Here is a 20,698-nt window from a genome sequence, read left to right as displayed (position 1 = left end):
CGGTTCGGTCTTGAACCCTGTGCTTCCGGCATCACGCGGAGAATCGAATGCATCGAGCGAAACACCCTGCCACACGCCTCAACACGCTTACACGCGCCTTGCTGATCGCGGCGAGCGCCGCCTTTACGACGGCCACGCAAGCGCAAACCGCACCGCAAGCGGAAAGGCCAGCCGTGGCGGCGAGCGCGCCCGCCTCGTCGCCCCTTCCGCCGTCCGAGCTCTACGGCGAGCTGTATCGCCAAGTGCAACTCGCGCACGTCTATCCCGATAGCAAGACCTTCGCCGACATGACGCCGAACGTGTCGCCGCAGCAGGTCATGATCGACTATGCGAACCGGACGCAGCCGTTCGATCTGGCGCGCTTCGTCGGCTCGCACTTCACGCTGCCGCAGCGGGAAACCAAGGGCTACGCGTCCGACCCGAACGAGAGCGTGACGCAGCATATCGACACGCTCTGGACCGTTCTGCGCCGCAATCCGGATGCGAACGCGAGCCCGTGGTCATCGCTGTTGCCGCTGCCGTATGCGTACGTCGTGCCGGGCGACCGCTTCGACGAGATCTACTACTGGGATTCGTACTTCATCATGCTCGGGCTGCTGCAAAGCGGGCAGCGCGAGTTGATGAAGAATGAACTCGATAACTTCGCGACGCTCATCGACCGATACGGGCATGTTCCGAACGGCAACCGCAGCTACTATCTGAGCCGCTCGCAGCCGCCCTTCTTCGCGCAGATGGTTCAGCTCGCGGCGGAAACCGACGGCGACAGCGCGTATCTGCGCTATCTGCCCGAACTCGCGCGCGAATACGCGTACTGGATGGACGGCGAAGACAAGGTCGCGCCCGGCGACGCGTATCGGCATGTCGTGCGCCTGTCCGACGGCACGCTCCTGAACCGCTATTGGGACGACCGTGCCACGCCGCGCGACGAGTCGTATCGCGAAGACGTGGAAACGGCGAAGCAGATGCCGCAACGCAATGCCGAAGACCTGTGGCGCAATCTGCGCGCGGGCGGCGAAACCGGCTGGGACTTCAGTTCGCGCTGGTTCTCGGACGGCAAGTCGCTCGCGACGATCGAAGTCACGTCGCTCGCGCCGGTCGATCTGAACTCGCTGCTCTACGATCTCGAACGCACGCTGGCGCGGGCGTATCGCGTGAAGGGCGATGCCGCGCAAGCCGAGGACTTCGAACAACGCGCGAACGCGCGGGCGCAGGCGATCCGCAGCCATCTATGGGACCCGCAACTGCACGAGTTCGGCGATTACGATTTCGTCGCGCGTGCGCTCACGCATCGCCTGAGCGCCGCGACGGTGTATCCGCTGTACGCGGGCATCGCGACCAAAGCGCAGGCGGGCGCGGTGGCATCGACGATTCGCGCGAAGTTGCTGCGCGCGGGCGGCCTCGCCACAACGACCGTGCGCTCCGGCCAGCAATGGGACGAGCCGAACGGCTGGGCGCCGCTGCAATATCTCGCGATCATGGGCTTGCGCCGCTATGGCGAGTCCGCGCTCGCGCGGCAAATCGCGGAACGCTGGATTCAGACGAACGTCGCGTATTACCAGCACACCGGCAAGCTCGTCGAGAAATACGATGTGGACGCGAAAGCGGGATCGACCGCGGCGGGCGGCGGCGAGTATCCGTTGCAGGACGGCTTCGGCTGGACCAACGGCGTGCTGCGCACGTTGATGGTCATGTATCCGTCGGCGGCGGGCGCGACCACGCGTCCGGTGGATGTCCCTTCGGGCGCGGCGGGCGTCGCGGACGCGGCGGCATCGGCGGCGAAGGCGTCGAAGAATACGCATCGGCTGGCGCCGACGCCGAGCGGGGAATAGGCGCACGGGACCTTAGGAATTCGCGGCCGTGCGCGGCGCTATACTCACGCGCTTTTGCGCCACGCACGGCCCGAAGGACAACCGATGAACGCACTTCCCCCTTGCCCGCACTGCCACTCCGAATTCACGTATGAAGACGGCGGCGCGTACGTCTGCCCGGAGTGCGCGCACGAATGGACCGCGAACGCGGACACAGCTGCGCAAGCACCCGCGAAGGTCTATCGCGATTCGGCGGGCAACGTGCTCAACGACGGCGACACCGTCACGGTCATCAAGGACCTGAAGCTGAAGGGTTCGGGCGGCGTCATCAAGATGGGCACGAAGGTGAAGAACATCCGCCTCGTGGATAGCGACCACGATATCGACTGCAAGATCGACGGCTTCGGCGCGATGAGCCTGAAATCGGAGTTCGTGCGCAAAGCCTGAGCGTTCAAAGGCAGACGCGCGGCAAGCACATTGTAAAGATGCGTTACGATGCGTCTTTTCCACGCCGCGCCCCCGCCGTTTTGTCTTGATTGCGTCCGAATTCAAAGTCATCGCCCGCGCGATGCTCGCCCGTCTCGCGGCCCGCCTGCGTCCGCACGTCCGGCCGCGTACGCTGCTTCTGCTGCCGGCGCTCTTCGTCTTGTACGTGCTCGTGCTGATTCCGTTCACGCCCGGCATCAGCGATATCCGCAAGGCCAAGGTCGATCAGCCCGCGCAAATTCTTTCCGCCGACGGCAAGCTGCTCGCCGAATTCAGGCCGACGCATCGCGAATGGGTGAGCGTGAAGCAGGTCTCGCCGTACGTCATCGACGCGCTCATTTCGACCGAAGACCGTCGCTTTTACACACATCACGGCATCGACTGGCGGCGCACGGCGTCGGCGGCGCTGCACACGTTCTCGGGCGATCGCCAGGGCGGATCGACGCTCACGCAGCAACTCGCGCGCAATCTGTATCCCGATGAAATCGGCCGCTCGCAGACGCTCACGCGCAAGCTCAAGGAAGCGATCACCGCGTTCAAGATCGAAGCCGTCTACTCGAAAGACGAGATCCTCGAAACGTATCTGAACACGGTGCCGTTCCTTTACAACGCGTACGGCATCGAAATGGCCGCGCGCACGTACTTCGGCAAGTCGGCGGGCCAGCTCGACGTGCTCGAAAGCGCGACGCTCATCGGCATGCTCAAGGGCAACAGCTATTACAACCCGGTGATCAATCCCGAGCGCGCGCTGGACCGGCGCAACATCGTGCTCGGGCAGATGGTGCGCTTCGGGCATCTTCCGCCCGCCAGGCTCGACGCGCTCGCGAAAAGGCCGCTGCGCATCGACTTCGAGCGGCAGACCGAAGAGCCGGGACGCGCGCCGCATTTCGCGCAGCAGTTGCGCAAGTGGCTGATCGCGTGGGCCGACGACAACGACTTCAATATCTATTCGGATGGCCTCGTCGTGCGCACAACCATCGACTCGCGCCTTCAGGCGATGGCCACGCAAGCGCTCACGTGGCAGGGCAATCAGTTGCAGTCGATCGCCAACGCCGCGTGGAACGGACACGGCGGCTGCGCGAACGCGGACGCCGATCTGGCGCGCGCGTTCGTGCGCGAGACGAGCGAATACCGCGCCGCCCGCGATGCCGGCGCGACCGACGCGGACGCCATCGAGCATTTGATGGCGGATCGCGCGTTCATGCGCAGCGTCTGCGAGAACAAGACGCGCGTGCAGGCCGCCTTCCTCGCGCTCGATCCGCGCAACGGGCAAATCAAGGCGTGGGTCGGCAGCCGCGACTTCACGCAGGACCCGTTCGATCACGTTCAACAGGCGCGCCGTCAACCCGGCTCGACGTTCAAGCCCTTCGTCTATGGCGCGGCGTTCGAGCGCGGCGCGCTGCCGACGGATACGTTCATCGATCAGGACGTGACCATTCCGGTGAGGGGCAACGAGACCTGGCATCCCACTGACGAAGCGCTGCCGAGCGGTCGTCCGGTGAGTCTGCGCGACGGCATCGCGTTCTCTAAGAATCGCATCACCGCGCAACTGATGCAGTCGGTCGGCCCGGCGCGCGTCGCACGCCTCGCGCGGGACATGGGCGTGCGCGAGAGTCATCTCGACGTGGTGCCGTCGCTTGCGCTCGGCACGAGCCCGGTGACGCTCAAGGAGATGGTCTCGGCGTACGGCACCATCGCCGACAATGGCAATTACATGGAGCCGCTGCTCGTCACGCGCATCGAGAACCGCAAGGGCGACGTGCTCGCGCAGTTCGAAAGCACGCCGGAGCGGGCGCTGTCGATCGACGCGACGCACAAGCTCGTCGACGTGATGCGCGATGTGGTGAATCGCGGCACGGGCACGGCCATTCGCACGCGCTTCGGCATTCGCGGCGATGTCGCGGGCAAGACGGGCACGACGCAGGACAACGCGGACGGCTGGTTCATCCTGATGCATCCGCAACTGGTGGCGGGCGCGTGGGTCGGCTTCAACGACAGCCGCGTGACGCTGCGCAGCGACTACTGGGGACAAGGCGCGCATAGCGCGTTGCCGATGGTCGGCGACTTCGTGCAGCGCGCGTTGCGCTCGCGTCTGATTGACTCGCGCGCGCGCTTCGACACGCAGGCGCCGCCGAGCGCGTGGCAAACCTTCGTCACGCGGCTGCGCGGATGGATCGACGAGACGTTCGCGAAGAAACCTGCGCAGACGGCGGTGCAGAAACCGGTGCGTGTCAAGCGCGCGCCTGCGCAACCGGTGGCCGAAGTGACGGAAGAGCCGCCGCAGCCGCCGCAGCCGCCGATCCTTCCTGCAGTACCGCCGCTCTTGCCCGCATCGCCTGCCGTGGCCGCGAGCGACGCGCCTGCGGCGGCTTCGGCCACGGAGCCGTAAGCTCAGGCTTCCGAAAAGAACCCCGCGACGATATCGTCCTTAAGCCGCGCGAGCCGCGCATCGGTGCGCACGCGCGGACGCGGCACGTCCACATCGACGATGTCGGCGATGCGTCCCGGCCGCGCCTGCATCACCACGACGCGATCCGCGAGCAGCACCGCTTCCTCGACATCGTGCGTGACGAGCACCATCGTGATCCGCTCGGCGGCCCAGATGCGTTGCAGTTCGTCCTGCATGCGCGCACGCGTGAGCGCATCGAGCGCGCCGAACGGTTCGTCGAGCAGCAACAGGCGCGGCCGATTGACGAGACCGCGCGCAATCGCCACGCGCTGCGCCATGCCGCCCGACAGTTGATGCGGATAGTGCCGCTCATAGCCGCGCAGCCCGACGAGCGCGATGTGCTCGGCCACTGCCTTCGCCTTCTCGCGCTTCGACAAGCGCGCGTTGCGCAGCGCCACCGCCACGTTCTGTTCCACATTGAGCCACGGAAACAGGCGGTGATCCTGAAACACGATGCCGCGCGACAGATCCGTCGACACCACGCGCGCGCCGTCGAAGTCGATCTCGCCTTCGAACGCGCTGTCCAGGCCCGCGACGAGCCGCAGGAGCGTCGACTTCCCGCATCCGCTCGCGCCTACGATGCTCACGAACTCGCCGCTCTGCACGTTCAGATCGATGCGTTCGAGCACGGGCGCGCTGTCGTCGCCCGCGAAACGCTTGCTCACGTGCCGCAAGGCGAGGCTGCCGTCCTGCGCTGCTATCGCTTCCATTCGTTGTTCTCCTCAAACATAGCGCGATGCATCGAACCATCGCCGCTGGATCGCGCGAGCAAGCGCATTGAGCGCCCAACCCGTTATTCCGACGACGACCACGCCGAACAGAACGAGGTCCATCCGGAATTGCTCGCTGCCGTCCACGAGCGTATTGCCGATGCCGCTGCCCGCGACCAGCAGATACTCCGCGCCGAGCGTGGCGAGCCACGAGTAGATGAGCGCGAGGTAGATACCGGTGAAGACGGACGGCAACGCGGCGGGCAACACGACATGCGCGAGCATTTGCAACTTGCTGTAGCCGAACGTGCGCGCGACCTCGGTCCATTGCGGCGGCACGGCGCGAATGCCGTCGCTCGTATGCACGACGACCGGCACCAGCGCGGCGAGCGAGAGGAACACGACCTTCGCGACATCGCCGAGTCCGAACCACACGGAGATGAGCGGAATCCACGCGAACAGCGACACCTGCTTGAACGTGTCGAAGCTCGGCGCAATGGCGCGATGCGCGAGCCGCGAGATGCCGAGCAGCGCGCCCAACGCGAGGCCGAGCGTGGTGCCGATCAGAAAGCCCGTCAGTTCCCGCGCGAGCGATGCCGACAACGCGCGCGCGAGCGCGCCGCTTCGGGCCTGTTCCAGCGCGACATGAAGCACTTGCGCGGGCGAGACCATCACGCCATGGCCGGGCTCCGCGTGACGCGACACGAGCCACCAGAGCGCGAGCGCCGCGAGCGGCAGCACGACGCCGCGCCAGCGCTGCGGACCGGCGGTACGGGGTTTATCGGGCGCTCCGGCTTCGAGTTCGAGTGTGGACATGTCGGCTCCTCAACTCGCGTTCGCGCGATTCAGCCTGCGTTCCACCGCGCCGAGCGAGCGATCCGCGATGAAACCGATCGCGCCCACGATCAGCACCGACGCCAACACGAGATCGAGCTGGAAAAGCTGGCGGCCATACACGATCAGATACCCGAGCCCTTCCGACGACGCGACGAGTTCCACCACGACGAGCGTAAGCCACGCCTTTGTGAACGCGAGGCGCACGCCGGTGCCGATCATCGGAATGGCGGCGGGCAGCGTGACGTGAAGAATGGTCTGCCAGCGCGAATAGCGATACACGGACGCGACTTCGCGCAGCGCGGGCGGCGTATCGCGGAAGCCCTGAAGCGTGCTCAGCGTGACGGGCACCAGCGCGGCATGGCCGATCAGCAGATACTTCAACGGCTCGCCGATGCCGACGACGATCATCAGAAACGGAAGCCATCCGAGCACGGGCACCTGCACGATGGCATTGAAGCTCGGCAGCACATAAGCTTCGAGCGAGCGCGACAAACCGAGCGCCGCACCCAGCGCGACGCCGAGCGCGACGCCGCCGATGAAGCCGACCGCCACGCGCGAGAGGCTCGCGGCCAGATGCGTCCATAATTCGCCGCTTCTGGCGAGCGCGCCGAGCGTTTCGAAGACGAGCGCGGGCGCCGGCAAGACCTGCGCGGAAATCCATCCGAAGCGCGCGCCGAGCACCCACAACACCGCGCACAGAACGGGCAGAAGCCAGGGAAGCGCGGTCCATCCGGCCGCGCGCAGCGTCTGCGCGCTGAACACGCGAGAGCGGGCGGGCGCAGCCGTTGGCAACGTGCGGGACAGTGTGTTCGCCATGAGCCTGTTCTCCGTGAAGGTTGAGCGCGTCACGCCTGCGGCTTGCCTGACGCATCGAAGCGCGGCCAGTAGCCATCGAGGTTCAGCGACTTGATGGCTTGGTCGAGATACTTCGGCTCGAACCAGCCGTTGACGCTGACGGGCTGACGGATCAGATTGAGGCGCAGCGCGTCGTCGGCGACGGCCTGATAGCGCGCGACCAGAAACGGATCGATGAGCGGCGACATGCGTTCCTTCATCGGCTGGTTCGCATACTCGGCCTGCCACGATTCGACCGGCACGCCGCTTTTCGCCCACAGCGCGAAGAGCGCGTTGCGGTTCGCTTCATCCGACGACCATTGCGCCGCCTGCACGACCGCCGTCACCACTTTCTGCACCGTATCGGGATGCGCGTGCTCGAAGTCTTCCAGCACGAGCAAATGCGCCTGGCGCGTCAACTGCAAGCCGTCATTGCGCGACGCGTAGACGATCTTCGCCAGGCCCTGACGCTGCAACTTGAACAGCGAATAGTCGAGGAACACCGCATCCACGCCCTTCGATGCGAGCGCCGCCTGCGCCGCTGCCGTATCGAGATTGATGACGCGCAAATCCCGCTCGCTCAGTCCGTTCTCCTTGAGCACGTTGTCCGTCACGAGCTGTAGATTCGTACCCCTAAATATTCCGACGCGCTTGCCCTTCAGGTCCTTCACGCCCTTGATGTCGGAATCCGGCGGCACCGCCAGATACACGCCGGTGCGCACGTTCGACGCGAGCAACAAATGCGTCTTGAGTCCGTTGGCGCGTCCGAGCACCGAGGGCAAATCGCCCTGATACGCGAAGTCGACCTGCTTGTTCGCGAGCGCCTCGTTCACGGCGGGTCCCGCGCCTTTGAAGAAGAGCCATTGCACATTGATGTGCTCGGGCTTCAACGCATCTTCCACGCGATGCTGCAATTGCGCGGTCGCGGCAGGCGAGCCGCCGAACGTCGGGGGATCGCCCATGCCTTGCTGTGCGACGCCGATGCGCACGACGTCGGGCTGCGCCGCATGCGCGGCGCACAACAATGCCGCGCCGAACCACGCGGCGAGACTGCGTGTGATGAGGACAGAGAGTCTGCTCGATTTCATCGCTTGATCGCTAGAGTGGAGGGCGTCGGCAAAGATCAATGCGTGCGCGTCTCGCGCTTGACGATACGGCTCGTGCGTCCGTCGATGCCAACAGGCACATCGCCATGCACGGTCGCGCGCCGCACCACGCGATGCGCGTCGCCGTAATCGTTCACCGCATAGTGCTGCGTCGCGCGGTTGTCCCAGATCGCGACGTCGCCCTGCGTCCAGCGCCAGCGCACCGTGTTCTCAAGACGCGTAACGTGATCGTGAAAGATCGCGAGCAGCCGGTCGGAATCCCGCTGCGACAAGCCGATGAACCGCTGCACGAAGTGCCCGAGAACGAGCGTGCGCTCGCCCGTCTCCGGATGCACGCGCACCACCGGATGCTCGGTCTCGTACAGCGTGGACGTGAACTGCTGGCGGTACTCGCGGTCCGCTTCGGTGTCCGGCGTATTGCGCGCGGCGGCGTAGTCGTAGGCGTTTGTATGCAGCGCCCACAAGCTATCGGCGAGTTCGCGCAACGCTTGCGGCAAGTGTTCGTATGCGGCTGCCGTGTTGGCCCAGACCGTGTCGCCGCCTGCGGGCGGAATCACCACGCCGCGAAGAATCGAAATCTTCGGATAGGCATCGACGAAGGTGACATCCGTATGCCACGAGTTCGCGCGCGCGCCGTGCTTCGAGTCGAGTTCAAGCAGGCGGCTGCTGCCCGCAAGCGAGGGCACCGTCGGATGCGCGACCGTTTCGCCGAAGCGGGCGGCGAAGGCTTCCTGCGCGGCGTCGTCGAGATGCGACTGGCCGCGAAAGAACAGCACCTTATGTCGAAGCAGCGCCGCGTTGATGACGCCGATGGCGGCATCGTCGAGATCCGCCGAGAGCGTCACGCCACGCACTTCGGCACCGATGCGCCCGCCTATCGGGCGGACCTGAAACGGCTCGTGTGACGTGGCGGGCTGGCGTGCGGCGTCGCTGGAAGATTCGTTGGCGAGCGAAACGGTATCGGACATCGTGGGCTCCGTTGATCCTGGTGTCGGCTGGGAGAAAACATTGAAGCATCTCGCCACCGCCTGACCAACGAAGCGTTTCGACTTAGCTTTACAGCGTCGATGTCATGCGCAAAGCATGTGCGTATTGCTGAAGCTCGCCGATGCTCTCCTCCAGTTCGGCGCTCAATTGCGCCATCAATTCCGCAGCCCGCATCTCGCGCGCGAGCGCCGCGGCTTGCCCCGCCCACTGCGCGCCGTAGCCGAACTCGCCCTTCGCCTTGGCCGCCGCGTGCAGTGCCTTGCCGGCGTCGTAGGTGATCGGATAATCCGGATGCGCCGGCGCGCCCGCGCTGCGGCCGAGCTCCGTGAACTTGTTGACGAGGCCACGCGCGACGCGGCCCGAGATCGCTGCGGTGAACGTCGTGCGATTCGCGGCATCGCTCAGGATGGCACGGCGAAAACCGACGTCGATCGACGTCTCCGTGCAAGGCACGAAGGCCGTGCCCATTTGCGCCGCCTGCGCGCCGAGCGCGAGCGCCGCCGCGATGCCCGCGCCATCCATGATGCCGCCCGCCGCGATCACGGGCATGTCGAACTTGCGGGCGATCAGGCGCGTGAGCGCGAACGTTCCGATACGGTCGTCGTCGGCTTCGGTGTCGAAGACGCCGCGATGCCCGCCCGCTTCGACGCCCTGCGCGATGATCGCATCCATGCCCGCGGCAGCCACCTGTTCAGCTTCGCGCAGATTGGTGGCGGCGGCCATCAGCGTAATGCCGGCGTTGCGCAACGCGTCTATCGCGTCATTAGATGGCAGTCCGAAATGAAAGCTCACGATGGCAGGCTTCTCTTCGAGGAACACCTTCAGCATGGCATCGTCGACGACGAAGCTCGTATAGATTTCGGCGAGCTTTTGCGGCGGTTTCGCGTCGTACTGCGCGAAAAGCGGGGCAAGCCAGTCGATCCATGCCTTCTCGACGGCCTCATTCGCCTGCGCCGGACGATGGCAGAACACGTTGATGTTGAACGGCTTGTCGGTCAGCGCGCGCGTTTCGCGGATCACGCTGCGCGCGCCTTCCGCGTTCATCGCGCCGACGCCGAGCGAGCCGAGCCCGCCCGCATTCGATACGGCCGCCGCGAGCGCGGGCGTGCTGACGCCTGCCATCGGCGCCTGAATGATCGGCTTCGTGATGCCGAGCAAGGGCATCAAGGTGTTGTGTCTGGTCTGCTGAGTCATTCGAGTGTCCTCTCACGCGGTCAACCGGCACGCACAACGCACAACGCCCGCTGAATTCCGAGAAGTCAGCGGGCGCCAAGCTCATGCACTTCTATATTACTTCGCGGTCGGCATCACGAATTCCGCGCCCTTCTCCGTGCTTTCGGGCCAACGCTGCATGATCGACTTCTGCTTCGTATAGAAGCGCACGCCCTCTTCGCCGTAAGCATGCGTGTCGCCGAAGAGCGAACGCTTCCAGCCGCCGAAGCCGTGCCATGCCATCGGCACCGGAATCGGCACGTTGATGCCCACCATGCCCACTTCGATGCGTCGGCCGAACTCGCGAGCGATGTGTCCATCGCGCGTGTAGCATGCGACGCCGTTGCCGAACTCGTGCGCGTTGACGAGGTCCACCGCTTCGCTGAAGTCCTTCGCGCGCACGCATGCGAGCACCGGCCCGAAGATCTCTTCCTTGTAGATGCGCATTTCCGGCTTCACGTGGTCGAACAGCGTGCCGCCCGTGAAGAAGCCGTCTTCGTGGCCCGGCACTTTCAGGCCGCGTCCGTCGACGACGAGTTGCGCGCCTTCGTCCACGCCCATCGCGATATAACCCTCGATGCGTTCGAGCGCGGCGCGCGTGACGATCGGGCCCATTTCGGCGTCCAGCTCCATGCCATTCTTCACGATGAGCTGACGGGCGCGTTCGGCGAGGCGCGGCACGATCTTGTCGGCGACATCGCCCACGAGCACGGCAACCGAAATCGCCATGCAACGTTCGCCCGCGGAGCCGTACGCCGCGCCGATCAGCGCATCGACGGCCTGGTCGATATCCGCATCCGGCATCACGACCATGTGATTCTTCGCGCCGCCGAGCGCCTGCACGCGCTTGCCGTGCTTCGCGCCCGTTTCGTAGATGTAGTTCGCGATAGGCGTCGAGCCGACGAAGCTGATCGCGCGAACGTCCGGATGTTCGAGCAGCGCATCCACGACGACCTTGTCGCCCTGAACGACGTTGAAGATACCGTCGGGCAAGCCGGCTTTCTTCAGTAGATTCGCCATGAAGAGCGACGCGGACGGATCGCGCTCGCTCGGCTTCAGAATGAACGCGTTGCCCGTTGCAATGGCGACCGGGAACATCCAGCACGGCACCATGCACGGAAAATTGAACGGCGTGATGCCCGCGACGATGCCGAGCGGCTGACGCAGCGTCCAGTTGTCCATGCCCGTGGAGACTTGTTCCGTGAAGTCGCCTTTCAGCAGTTGCGGAATGCCGCACGCGAATTCGACCACTTCGATGCCGCGCGTCACTTCGCCTTGCGCATCCGTGAACACTTTGCCGTGCTCGGCCGTGATGATCGCGGCGAGTTCGTCGCGGTGCTGATTCATCAGTTCGAGAAAGCGCTGCATGATGCGCGCACGGCGGATGGGCGGCGTGTCGCGCCATGCGGGAAACGCCGCCTTCGCGCTTTGCACCGCCGCTTCGACGTCCGCCGCTTCGCCCAGCACGAGCTTGCGCGGCCGCTCGCCGGTCGCGGGGTTGAAGATGGGCTGCGAGCGCGCGCCCGATCCGCTCACTCGCTCGCCGTGGATGTAGTGGACGACATCGGCGGTATCGTTGAAGGCTTGCATTTCGTCTCCTGTCTCGAACGTTTCGGCAATACGACAAGTGTAGGAAGCGAATCGCGCCGTGCAAAGGCGCTATGATTGAACTCGTTGTTCACTATCGCAAACAATCCGCGCATGGACGAGCAAAAGATCGAAGCGCTCTGGACGCATCTGCACTGGCTCACGGTGCTCGCCGAACAAGGCAGCTATACGGCGGCGGCGGCGCGCCTCGGGGTGAGCAAGGCGGCGATGAGCCAGCGCATCGCGGAACTGGAGCGTGCGGCGGGCGTGCCGCTCGTCACGCGCACGACGCGCAGCGTGCGCTTCACGGAAGCGGGCCGCCGGCTCGTCGACGACACGCGCGCGCACTACGCGCAGATCGCGACGAGCTTTTCGAGCGTGCGCGAGATGGCGGGCGTGGCGCGCGGGCTCATTCGTATGACGGCTCCGGTGGCCCTGGCGCGGCAGCAGATCGTGCCGAAGCTCGCGGGCTTCCTGCACGCGCATCCCGAAGTGCGCGTGCAACTGGAGGCGTCGGACCGGCTGACGTCGATTGCGACCGAAGGCTTCGATCTGGCCATTCGTCACAGCGCGCAGGCGCCGGAAACGCATGTCGCGTGGAAGCTGTGCGATACGCATTCGGTGATCGTCGCGACGCGCGCCTATTTGCGGCGGCGCGGCACGCCCGCCACGCCCGCCGATCTCGCCGTTCACGACTGCCTGTACTACCCGCGCACGCAAGCCGCGAGCATCTGGTCGTTCGTGCGCAAGGGGGCGCGCAAGACCACGGCGGGACCGTTCACGCTCGCGATCAACGGCGCGTTCTCCGCGAACAACAGCGAGTTGCTGCGCGATGCGGCACTCGACGATCTCGGCATCGCGCTATTGCCCGACTTCACGGCGCAGGCTGCGGTGCAGGCGGGCAAGCTCGTCGTGCTGCTGCCGGACTGGCGGCCCGTGGGCGCGTTCGCGGATCAGCTCTATGTGGTTCGGCCCTATGCGACGCATGTGCCGCGCGCCGTCGCGCTTTTTATCGGCTATCTGCGCGAGGCCTTCGCGGGCGGCTTTCCGCTTTGAGGCCTTTGCTGCCGGCGTTTCGTGGATCACGTCACATAGAGCAGGCATCCCACCGACGTCAGGCAGGCGCACGCGCTCGTGTAGAAGAACCACGTCGAGCGTAAGACGCGAAAGCGCGGTCCGTCCTCGTCGAGCCGGTCGTCGTGAAGATGCCAGAGGTCGAGATACGTCGCGATCGTGCAGGAAAGCAGCGCAACCGCCGATATTGAGGACAACAAAAAGAACAGGCCCCAGGCGAGATCGTTCATGGTGAGGGCGTCGGCTATGGTTCGGCACGCGGTGCCGTGACGAATGACGACCGCAAGCTGACGAAACGCGATGCGTCCCGCAACTCGTGTCCATGTTTTGAAGTATAGGGACCGAGCATACGCGCCACAACGACGGCAAACCCCAGTTAATAATCGGATGGATTGCGCACGGCGCGAGCGAGCAGACTTCCGCCGGAGCGTTCGCGATGGGCTTTACCGTGCAACGAGAAGCATCAATCAGGCGCCGCCTGCCACTGCAATATCGGATGTTTTGCTCCCGCAGGCATGGCCCAGACGCCACCCGCACCCAAGTTCCATCCGGCGAAACTGGCTGGAGTGCTCATCTGTGCCGTGGTGAGCCCGTTGGTATTGGGCGGAGCGGAGCCTGTGTTGGAGCCCGTCGCAGACGTTCGGGTTGTCGTCTCCTTGTCCCAATACACGTTGTTGCTTATCTTGCCTCGGTTTACTGCGGCGATACCGCCGAGGCGTTCATCCAGCAGCCCGGGAGGACTTGCTACCCAGCCTGTCGCAAAGGATTCTTCAACTACTCCTGTGGAGCCATTAGATGAGACGATGCCGCCTCCGTAACCAAAAGCTGCAACCACGCCGGTAGCATAGGATTGTTTGATAACGCCACTGTTTGTTGTTGCGAGACCTCCAGGGATGCCATGATTGCCTCCACTCGTAGTACCGCTAGCGAATGATTGAACCACCGTGCCTGTCAGCGTGTTCCAGCCAACCAACCCGCCACCATAACCAATGTCTGCGCTACTGGAGGATCGTTCGATCAACCCATTGTTCACGCCAGCTATTCCGCCGTTGCCGGCATTTCCGAAACTACCTCCCCCTGAACTGCCCGATGTTTTCGCATAGGCAATAGTGCCATCGTTTCTCGCGGCGATAATGCCGAAGGTGTTGCCCGTTTCTCCAGATATTGACGCAGCCACATTGAGATTGCGTACGATGCCAGTCGGACCGATCATACCGAACAGGCCCACGTAATCGGGCTGCGGCTGGGGAGCGTTTGGACCGCCCGCGGTAAGACGGGTTATAGAATGCCCGAAGCCATCGAACTGGCCGGTAAAGGGCGAGTTCTCCGTTGGCCCAATGGGGCTGAAGAAGTTCGCAAACCCGCTTGCGCTCGCATCGATGTCCTTACCCAGTGCATAGTTACCGGCGAGATTCTGCGAAACTCTGCCGAGATCCGCGAGCGTGTTGACCAGCTTGTATGCAGTAACTTGCGTGGCAAGCCCGCTGTATGGTGCCGCGCTCCACTTGGGATTCGAGATCACCTTGCCGGGCGAATAAGCAGCGTTCATATCGTAAAGAGTACTGACGATCCCTCTGCTGTTAGACCAGTCGACCGCCCCCTGGTTAATGACAGTGCCTGCGTTATTGACGCCAGTCGCATCGGCGCGCAACGTGAGGTTACCCGCGCCCGCGTTACTGATAGTCGTGCTCGACGCAATCGTCACGTTATGCACTGCACGCAGCGCGAGCGAAGCGTTGCCCGTCCAGTTCACATTGCCCGTGACCGACAGGTCGCCTGTTGCCGCGTTCGTGCCGTTGGCTTGTGCATCGACGGAAGTGCCTTTGCTCAGGCTGCGCGATAGCGCGTTGGCGGTCGCACGGTCGATAGTGAGATCGGGTGTGTCGAGCTTCCAGGTGCCGGCTGTCACTGTTGCGCCGCCCACATTCAGCTCGTTCGCGCGCGTTTCGACGGTGCCCCCGCCGCCGTTCGCGGCCTCGATGACGCCGTCTGCCTGCACCGCACCCTTTTCTGCGACGAGCCATACATGGCCATCGCGCGTCGCCGTGCCTGTGGCTCGGATCGCCGAACGGTTGCCAGCCAGCGCGTAGACGTTACCGTCGGCGGCCTGCAGGCTGACTTGCGCAGCGCGAATGGCGCCCGCGTTCAACGCTTTGCCCTTACTTCCGGCCTGCACGAACACTTGTCGGCTGCTGGCGGAATCCTGCAACAGAACCTGAGTGCCTGCCGCGAGTTCGGCGGATCCTTTGGCAGCATCGATATCGCCCGCATTGATCACTGCGGTCCGCGATATAAGCATCACGTCGCTACCCGACGAACCGATCTTCCCTAGGTTCACTACTACGCCGTTGCCGCCGCCGGAAAAGGTGAGCGAGCCTCCGCCCATGAAGGCACGATTGTCGACGTTGAGCGTCGATGCGACGAAGCGTCCGCCCGTTATCACGACGCCGCCTGGGCCGATGATCACGCCTTGAGGGTTGATCAGATAGACGCTTCCTGTGGCGCTAAGACGGCCGAGAATAATGGACGCATCGCCGCCCGTAACGCGATTGAGCGTCGCCCCGGAGCCGTTGTGAAAGGTGACAGTGCGGCCGCTGCCGATAGAGAACTCGCACCATTCGACGATTCCACGGGAGGAGGCCTGATTGATCGTCAGCGATTGGCCGCTGCCGGCGATGGCTCCGCTACCGGAGACGAAGTGCCCGCCCGTCGGCAACATCGGCGGCGCTGCGCGCGCCAGCGAAACGCACAAGAGAAGTTGCAAGCCAACGAACGGGAGCGGTCGCGGGCGCCGGGTCGCAAAGGCTCGCGTCGCTTTCGGATGCCAAGTCGTTACGAAGCGATGGTCAACGGCAAGCTGATAACAATCGAGACTGCGCGGCATGACGGCCTCCTGCAGTGCGTCATTTCTCGGACACGAGTTGCTATCAAGTCATTTTTGTACTGCAGATCTCTTCGGCCTTGATCCATAACAATAGATTAGGGAAAGAGGAAGAGCAATCAACGGTACTTCAGTGGACACGTGCGCAGTGATCGAACTTCAAACTCGCTCTCTCGACGAAGGACCCCAAAAAAAACGCGCCCACGAAGGGGCGCGTTTTCCGTAAAAGCAGTCAGTCGATGCTTAGACCTTCTCGACCGACGCCTCGTAGATTTCGTCGATCGACTTGGCGAGCGTCTCATTGAACTCGCTATCGCTCATCGACTTTTGAAGCTCGTTGATCAGCGCGCGCGAGAAGCTCGCGATCATGCCGTGATTCTCTGCCAGGCGCTTGCATGCGTCGGTGCGCGAATAGCCGCCCGACAGCGCGACCACGCGCACGACGCGCGGATGCTCGATCAGCGGCCGATAGAAGTCGGCTTCGTCCGGAATGGTGAGCTTGATCATCACATTGCTCGATTCCGGCAGCGCGTTCAGGCCCTTCAACAGTTCGTCGCGCAAAATCTTTTCCGCGCCCTTCTTGTCCGGGCTCTTGATCGACACTTCCGGTTCGAGAATCGGCACGAGACCTTGCGCGATGATCTGCGCGCCTACTTCGAACTGCTGCTGCGCGACCGCCGCGATGCCCTTCTCGTTCGCCTGATGGATGACCGAGCGCATCTTCGTGCCGAACACGCCGAGCTTCGCGGCGCGCTGGAGCAGTTCATCGAGGCCGGGAATCGGCTTCATCACCTGAACGCCGTCGGCTTCGGCTTCGAGGCCCTTGTCGACCTTCAGGAACGGCACGACGCCGCGGTCTTCCCACAGGAACGTGGGCACCGGCTTGCCTTCGGCTTCGCCGTCCATCGTGCGTTCGAACAGAATCGCGCCGATCACCTTGTCGCCCGTGAAGGCGGGCGCGGTCATGATGCGCACGCGCATGTCGTGCATCAGCTTGAACATCTCGGCGTCGCCGTTGTAGGCGTCGTCCGGAATTCCGTATTGACGCAGCGCGCCGGGCGTCGAACCACCGCTTTGATCCAGAGCGGCGATGAAACCCTGCTTTTCCGCCATCTGCGCCAGCATCTTCTCGTTAGCCACGAGCATTCCTCCTCAAAGTTCAAACACCGGAGCGCGCAAGCACGGTCCGGGCTTTTGGTTCAACTCCTTCAAGTTTAATGGTTTTGAGGCGTGGCTTTCTCGTGCAAATCCGCCAAATCCCCGGCGTTGCGGTCATTCACTGGGCGTTTTCGCACCGAAAAGATCAGGAAGCGGCGGAATTGAGGTCGCCGGGCGCGACAGGGTCGGCCGCGCTTGCGCCTGCTCGGCGGAGCGCGCTGACGGCGCGGCGTAAGAACGACGGCGTGGCGGATTGCGCCGGAAGAGATTCCGGCAGCTCCGGCGCCTGCGGTTGTTCCGGCGTTTCGGGAAGGAGCGCTTCGTGTGCATCGGCGCATCGCGCGTTCAGTTGGCGGCGCATCTCCGGATGGTCGATCAGCGCCTGCGCTAAAGCCATTCCGTGCTCGAATTGCAGCGCGTAGGCGATGTCGGCGAAATTCTCGTAGCGACCGCTATCGGCCAGTTCCAGCGCCAGCGCGACGGTGCGCTGGCGGTTCCATGCGGCGAGATCGTCGTGGCCCGTGCTCACACATGCCTCTCTCGGCAATGAGGTGCGGACGATGTTAGCCCGAGCGCCGCCCGTTTTCCGTTGTCATGTCACAACATTCGGAACAAAAAGTACGACGAGAAGCAGCAGTAGCGCGCGCCGCACGACCGTTCGGTCCAGCGCGTTACCAAGCCGCCGCGAATGTCCGCACCGCGCGGTTGAACGCGCCGGGACTCGCGACATTCATTCCGTGCGACGCCCCGGCAATCGTCTCGCGCGCGGCGAATTCGATCCAGTCTTCGAGCTTCTCGACGTTGTTGCGGAACATGCGCGGACTCTTCTGCCCGTCGATCAGGAGCGTGCGGCACTTGATGTCGCGCGCCGCCTCGCGCGTGTAAGCGGGCAGCGGATCGCGGAACTGCTTCGGCAGCGTGAGCGCGTTGTCGAGCGCCATGCGCCGGAAGCTCTTCGTGCTCTTGCGCCAGAAGCCGGGCATGCTGACCGAATCGACGAACATTTCGAGGCCCGCGTCGAACTCGCCCGCTTCGATCAGTTCCGCGACGCGGCCGCGCAGCGCGTTCGTCGCGGGCGGCAACGCGGCGGGCGCGGCGGACGTGGACTGAGCGGACGTTTGCAGCGGACCGCCGGGGTCGGCGAGCGTCAGCGTCTTCACGAGCCGCGGGTACTCACGCGCCAGATGAAACGCGATGCAGCCGCCGCGCGAATGCCCGACGAGATGCACGGGCGCGAGGTCCAGCGCAGCGATGAATTCCGCCATTTCCGCGACGTGCGCTTCCCAGCCGAAGTCGCCCTGCACGTACGCGTCGACGGCCGGCCAGTAGTGGCTCAGGCTCGGCGCGATGCAGCGAAAGTCTTCGCCGAGCGGCGCGAGTTGCGCGCTCCACCAGCGGAAATCGCACAGCGAACCGTGGATGAAGAACAGTGGCTCGCCTTCGCCGCATTCGACGTAAGGCACCGAAATGCCCGACGCCACCGTCGCAAACGACGGTTCGGGCAGGGTTTGCACTGCGGCCAGCACGGCGGGATCGGTACGCGCGTTCATCGGTTCGCTCCTTTCCTGCACTATGCCGCGCTCCGATGCAAAAGAAAATCGCATAATATTGATAGAATCGTTCAGCTTTTCTGATGGCACACCCTCTTGACCACGAACGTAAAAGCCCTCGACCTCGACGTTCTCTCAATGATCGTCGCCGTCGCCGACACCGGAAACATCAGCCGCGCGGCGGAATTGGTGCATCGCTCGCAGTCGGCCGTGAGCATGCAGATCAAGACGCTCGAAACCGCGCTCGGCAAGGCGCTCTTCGTGCGCAAGCCGCGCAGCGTGGTGCCCACGCAAGACGGCGAAGTGCTGCTCGCCTACGCGCGCCGCATGATCGCGCTGCGCGACGAAGCGTGGGCGGCGGTCGTGCGGCCCGATGTGACCGGGCGCGTGGTGATCGGCGTACCGGACGACTACGCGTCGTCGCTCTTTCCGCCGATTCTCAAGAAGTTCTCAGCGACGTATCCGAAGGTCGAGATTCAGGTGGTCGGCCTGCCGAGCGCCGCGCTCGCGCCAATGCTCAAAGACGGCGCGGTCGATCTCGTCTGCGCGACGCGCATCAAGGGCATCACGGGCGAATTTTTGCGGCACGAGCCGATGGTCTGGGCCGCCGCGCCGAGCGCCAACGAAATCTGGCGCGAGCGGCCGCTGCCGATCGCGGTGTTTCTGCCGGGCAGCGTCGCGCGCGAGAACGCCATTCGCAGTCTGGAGCGGGCGCGCATCGGCTATCGCACGTCTTACGAAAGTCCTAGCCTGCTCGGACTCTTGACGATGGTCGAAGCCGGTCTCGCCGTCGCGCCGCTTGCGAAATGCGCAGTGCCGTCGCGTTTCACGCTGCTCGGGCAGCCGCACGGGCTGCCGGAAATCGCAGCGCTGGAAGTGGTGCTCGCGCGCAGCGCGGCCTCGAAGCGTCCGCCGTGCGATTTTCTGGCGGAGCGCATCATCGCGGAATTGCGGCGTTGAGTTCCGCTTCGATCGCGCCCATGCGACGCGACGCCCACGCGCGCAGTAATCGATCCGATGCCACCAGCGGCAGCGACGCAGCCATGATGCGATAGACGTCGTTGCGGCGAACCTTCGAGACCCGCGCGGGGTCGAGCCACGCGTCGTTGCGCGCGAGCAGCACGAGCGTCTCCAGGCCGATCATGATCGGCCACAGGCACGCGAGCCGCAGCCGCACGGCGCTCGCGGGAATGGCGAAGGTGTAGTCGAGCGCGTCGCGATACAGCGCGAGTGTCGTGCGCAGCAGGTCCGCGAGCACGGGCCGCGCACGCGCCGACGCGCCTACGTCGAGCAGATCCGTCGGCGTCAGGCCATGACGCGCGAGCATGTCGCCGGGCAGATAGCATCGGCCGATGCGCAGATCGCGCGCGCAATCGCGCAGCACGTTCGTCATCTGCAACGCCTTGCCGAAGCGCACGCCTCGCGCGAGCATGGCGTCGGGCGCGGCCTTCAGCTTGGCCGGGCTGTGCGCGTAGGTCATCTTCGTCCAGAACTCGCCGACGCATCCCGCGACGAGATACGTATAGCGGTCGAGTTCGTCGAAGCGTTGCAGGGCGATGACTTGCCCGGACGTTTCGTCGGGGAACGTGCGCAGATCGAACTCCATGCCGGTGCTCAGCGTCGTGACGATATCGCGCACGGCGGCGCGGTCGGCGGCGTTCGTCTCGCGCAGGATCGCGAGCGCCGCGCCCAGCGATTCGAGCAGCGTGCGTTCGTCGGGCTGCGCTTGCTGTCCCGCCACTTCGCCCTCGATGCGCGAGAGCGCGCCGTCGTCCGGCTCGCCGTTGACCTGCGCGCGCAGCGACAGCAGCAACGCGAGACGCCGCTCCGGCGCAACGAGCGACGTATCCGCGATGGTATCGGCCGCCCGTGCAAGCAGATACGCGAGTCCGATGGGGTCGCGCATGCCGGGCGGCAGAATGCGCAGCGTCAGATAGAAAGACCGGGAAACGCGCTTCAGCAACGGGCCAAGCAAAAACGCGCGGGGTGATGGGTTCATGTGTCGGATCGGATGACTCG

The 20,698-nt window shown here is 64.5% G+C and carries 18 protein-coding genes; 5 read left to right on the top strand and 13 right to left on the bottom strand.

Features of this window, described 5'->3' with window-relative positions; all coding sequences use genetic code 11:
* The first annotated feature begins 47 nt into the window (after positions 1-47).
* The 3 genes from treF to LDZ26_RS22160 all read left to right on the top strand — a co-directional run bounded on the left by treF (position 48) and on the right by LDZ26_RS22160 (position 4,683).
* Complete coding sequence (gene treF / locus LDZ26_RS22170) at positions 48-1,829, top strand: alpha,alpha-trehalase TreF (protein WP_244850786.1); 1,782 nt, start codon at positions 48-50, stop codon at positions 1,827-1,829.
* 84 nt (positions 1,830-1,913) lie between these two features.
* Positions 1,914-2,255 (top strand): zinc ribbon domain-containing protein YjdM, encoded by a 342-nt coding sequence (locus LDZ26_RS22165; protein WP_244850785.1) that lies wholly within the window; start codon positions 1,914-1,916, stop codon positions 2,253-2,255.
* Between the two features lie 121 nt (positions 2,256-2,376).
* Complete coding sequence (locus LDZ26_RS22160) at positions 2,377-4,683, top strand: penicillin-binding protein 1A (protein WP_244851131.1); 2,307 nt, start codon at positions 2,377-2,379, stop codon at positions 4,681-4,683.
* 2 nt (positions 4,684-4,685) lie between these two features.
* On the opposite strand, the gene LDZ26_RS22155 is transcribed toward LDZ26_RS22160, so the two are convergent.
* From LDZ26_RS22155 to LDZ26_RS22125, 7 genes are all read right to left on the bottom strand, one after another.
* Positions 4,686-5,453, bottom strand: coding sequence for an ABC transporter ATP-binding protein (locus LDZ26_RS22155; RefSeq protein ID WP_244850784.1), 768 nt, complete (start codon positions 5,451-5,453; stop codon positions 4,686-4,688).
* A 12-nt stretch (positions 5,454-5,465) separates the two neighbouring features.
* Complete coding sequence (locus LDZ26_RS22150) at positions 5,466-6,269, bottom strand: ABC transporter permease (RefSeq protein WP_244850783.1); 804 nt, start codon at positions 6,267-6,269, stop codon at positions 5,466-5,468.
* 9 nt (positions 6,270-6,278) lie between these two features.
* Positions 6,279-7,106, bottom strand: a complete 828-nt coding sequence (locus LDZ26_RS22145; protein WP_244850782.1) for an ABC transporter permease — start codon at positions 7,104-7,106, stop codon at positions 6,279-6,281.
* Between the two features lie 29 nt (positions 7,107-7,135).
* Positions 7,136-8,212, bottom strand: coding sequence for an ABC transporter substrate-binding protein (locus LDZ26_RS22140; protein WP_244850781.1), 1,077 nt, complete (start codon positions 8,210-8,212; stop codon positions 7,136-7,138).
* Positions 8,213-8,247: 35 nt separating this feature from the next.
* Positions 8,248-9,198: a TauD/TfdA family dioxygenase gene (locus LDZ26_RS22135; RefSeq protein ID WP_244850780.1), complete on the bottom strand. Its 951-nt coding sequence runs from the start codon at positions 9,196-9,198 to the stop codon at positions 8,248-8,250.
* Between the two features lie 88 nt (positions 9,199-9,286).
* On the bottom strand, positions 9,287-10,411 hold the full coding sequence (locus tag LDZ26_RS22130) for a nitronate monooxygenase family protein (RefSeq protein ID WP_244850779.1): 1,125 nt from the start codon (positions 10,409-10,411) through the stop codon (positions 9,287-9,289).
* A gap of 96 nt (positions 10,412-10,507) precedes the next feature.
* Entirely contained in the window at positions 10,508-12,019 is a 1,512-nt protein-coding gene (locus tag LDZ26_RS22125) for a CoA-acylating methylmalonate-semialdehyde dehydrogenase (RefSeq protein WP_244850778.1), read from the bottom strand.
* Positions 12,020-12,130: 111 nt separating this feature from the next.
* Between LDZ26_RS22125 and LDZ26_RS22120 the strand changes: the two genes are divergently transcribed.
* Positions 12,131-13,072, top strand: a complete 942-nt coding sequence (locus tag LDZ26_RS22120; protein ID WP_244850777.1) for a LysR family transcriptional regulator — start codon at positions 12,131-12,133, stop codon at positions 13,070-13,072.
* A 26-nt stretch (positions 13,073-13,098) separates the two neighbouring features.
* On the opposite strand, the gene LDZ26_RS22115 is transcribed toward LDZ26_RS22120, so the two are convergent.
* The 5 genes from LDZ26_RS22115 to LDZ26_RS22095 form a co-directional block, all read right to left on the bottom strand.
* Positions 13,099-13,320 carry a hypothetical protein gene (locus tag LDZ26_RS22115; protein ID WP_244850776.1) on the bottom strand — a complete coding sequence of 74 codons (222 nt, stop codon included), beginning with the start codon at positions 13,318-13,320 and terminating at the stop codon, positions 13,099-13,101.
* Between the two features lie 233 nt (positions 13,321-13,553).
* Entirely contained in the window at positions 13,554-15,974 is a 2,421-nt protein-coding gene (locus LDZ26_RS22110; RefSeq protein WP_244850775.1) for a filamentous hemagglutinin N-terminal domain-containing protein, read from the bottom strand.
* A gap of 240 nt (positions 15,975-16,214) precedes the next feature.
* The gene (locus LDZ26_RS22105) at positions 16,215-17,111 is read right to left on the bottom strand and encodes a fructose bisphosphate aldolase (RefSeq protein ID WP_244850774.1); all 897 of its coding nucleotides are present in this window, start codon (positions 17,109-17,111) and stop codon (positions 16,215-16,217) included.
* 163 nt (positions 17,112-17,274) lie between these two features.
* Positions 17,275-17,658 (bottom strand): hypothetical protein, encoded by a 384-nt coding sequence (locus tag LDZ26_RS22100; protein ID WP_244850773.1) that lies wholly within the window; start codon positions 17,656-17,658, stop codon positions 17,275-17,277.
* 142 nt (positions 17,659-17,800) lie between these two features.
* The gene (locus LDZ26_RS22095) at positions 17,801-18,679 is read right to left on the bottom strand and encodes an alpha/beta fold hydrolase (RefSeq protein ID WP_244850772.1); all 879 of its coding nucleotides are present in this window, start codon (positions 18,677-18,679) and stop codon (positions 17,801-17,803) included.
* Positions 18,680-18,817: 138 nt separating this feature from the next.
* Between LDZ26_RS22095 and LDZ26_RS22090 the strand changes: the two genes are divergently transcribed.
* Complete coding sequence (locus tag LDZ26_RS22090) at positions 18,818-19,639, top strand: LysR substrate-binding domain-containing protein (RefSeq protein ID WP_244851130.1); 822 nt, start codon at positions 18,818-18,820, stop codon at positions 19,637-19,639.
* Here LDZ26_RS22090 and LDZ26_RS22085 read toward each other — a convergent pair.
* Complete coding sequence (locus LDZ26_RS22085) at positions 19,617-20,678, bottom strand: phytoene/squalene synthase family protein (protein WP_244850771.1); 1,062 nt, start codon at positions 20,676-20,678, stop codon at positions 19,617-19,619. The genes LDZ26_RS22090 and LDZ26_RS22085 overlap by 23 nt on opposite strands.
* Positions 20,679-20,698: the final 20 nt, after the last annotated feature.

The organism is Caballeronia sp. SL2Y3 (genome assembly GCF_022879575.1).
In the GTDB taxonomy this organism is placed as follows: domain Bacteria; phylum Pseudomonadota; class Gammaproteobacteria; order Burkholderiales; family Burkholderiaceae; genus Caballeronia.
This window is presented reverse-complemented; position numbering and strand designations above follow the sequence as displayed.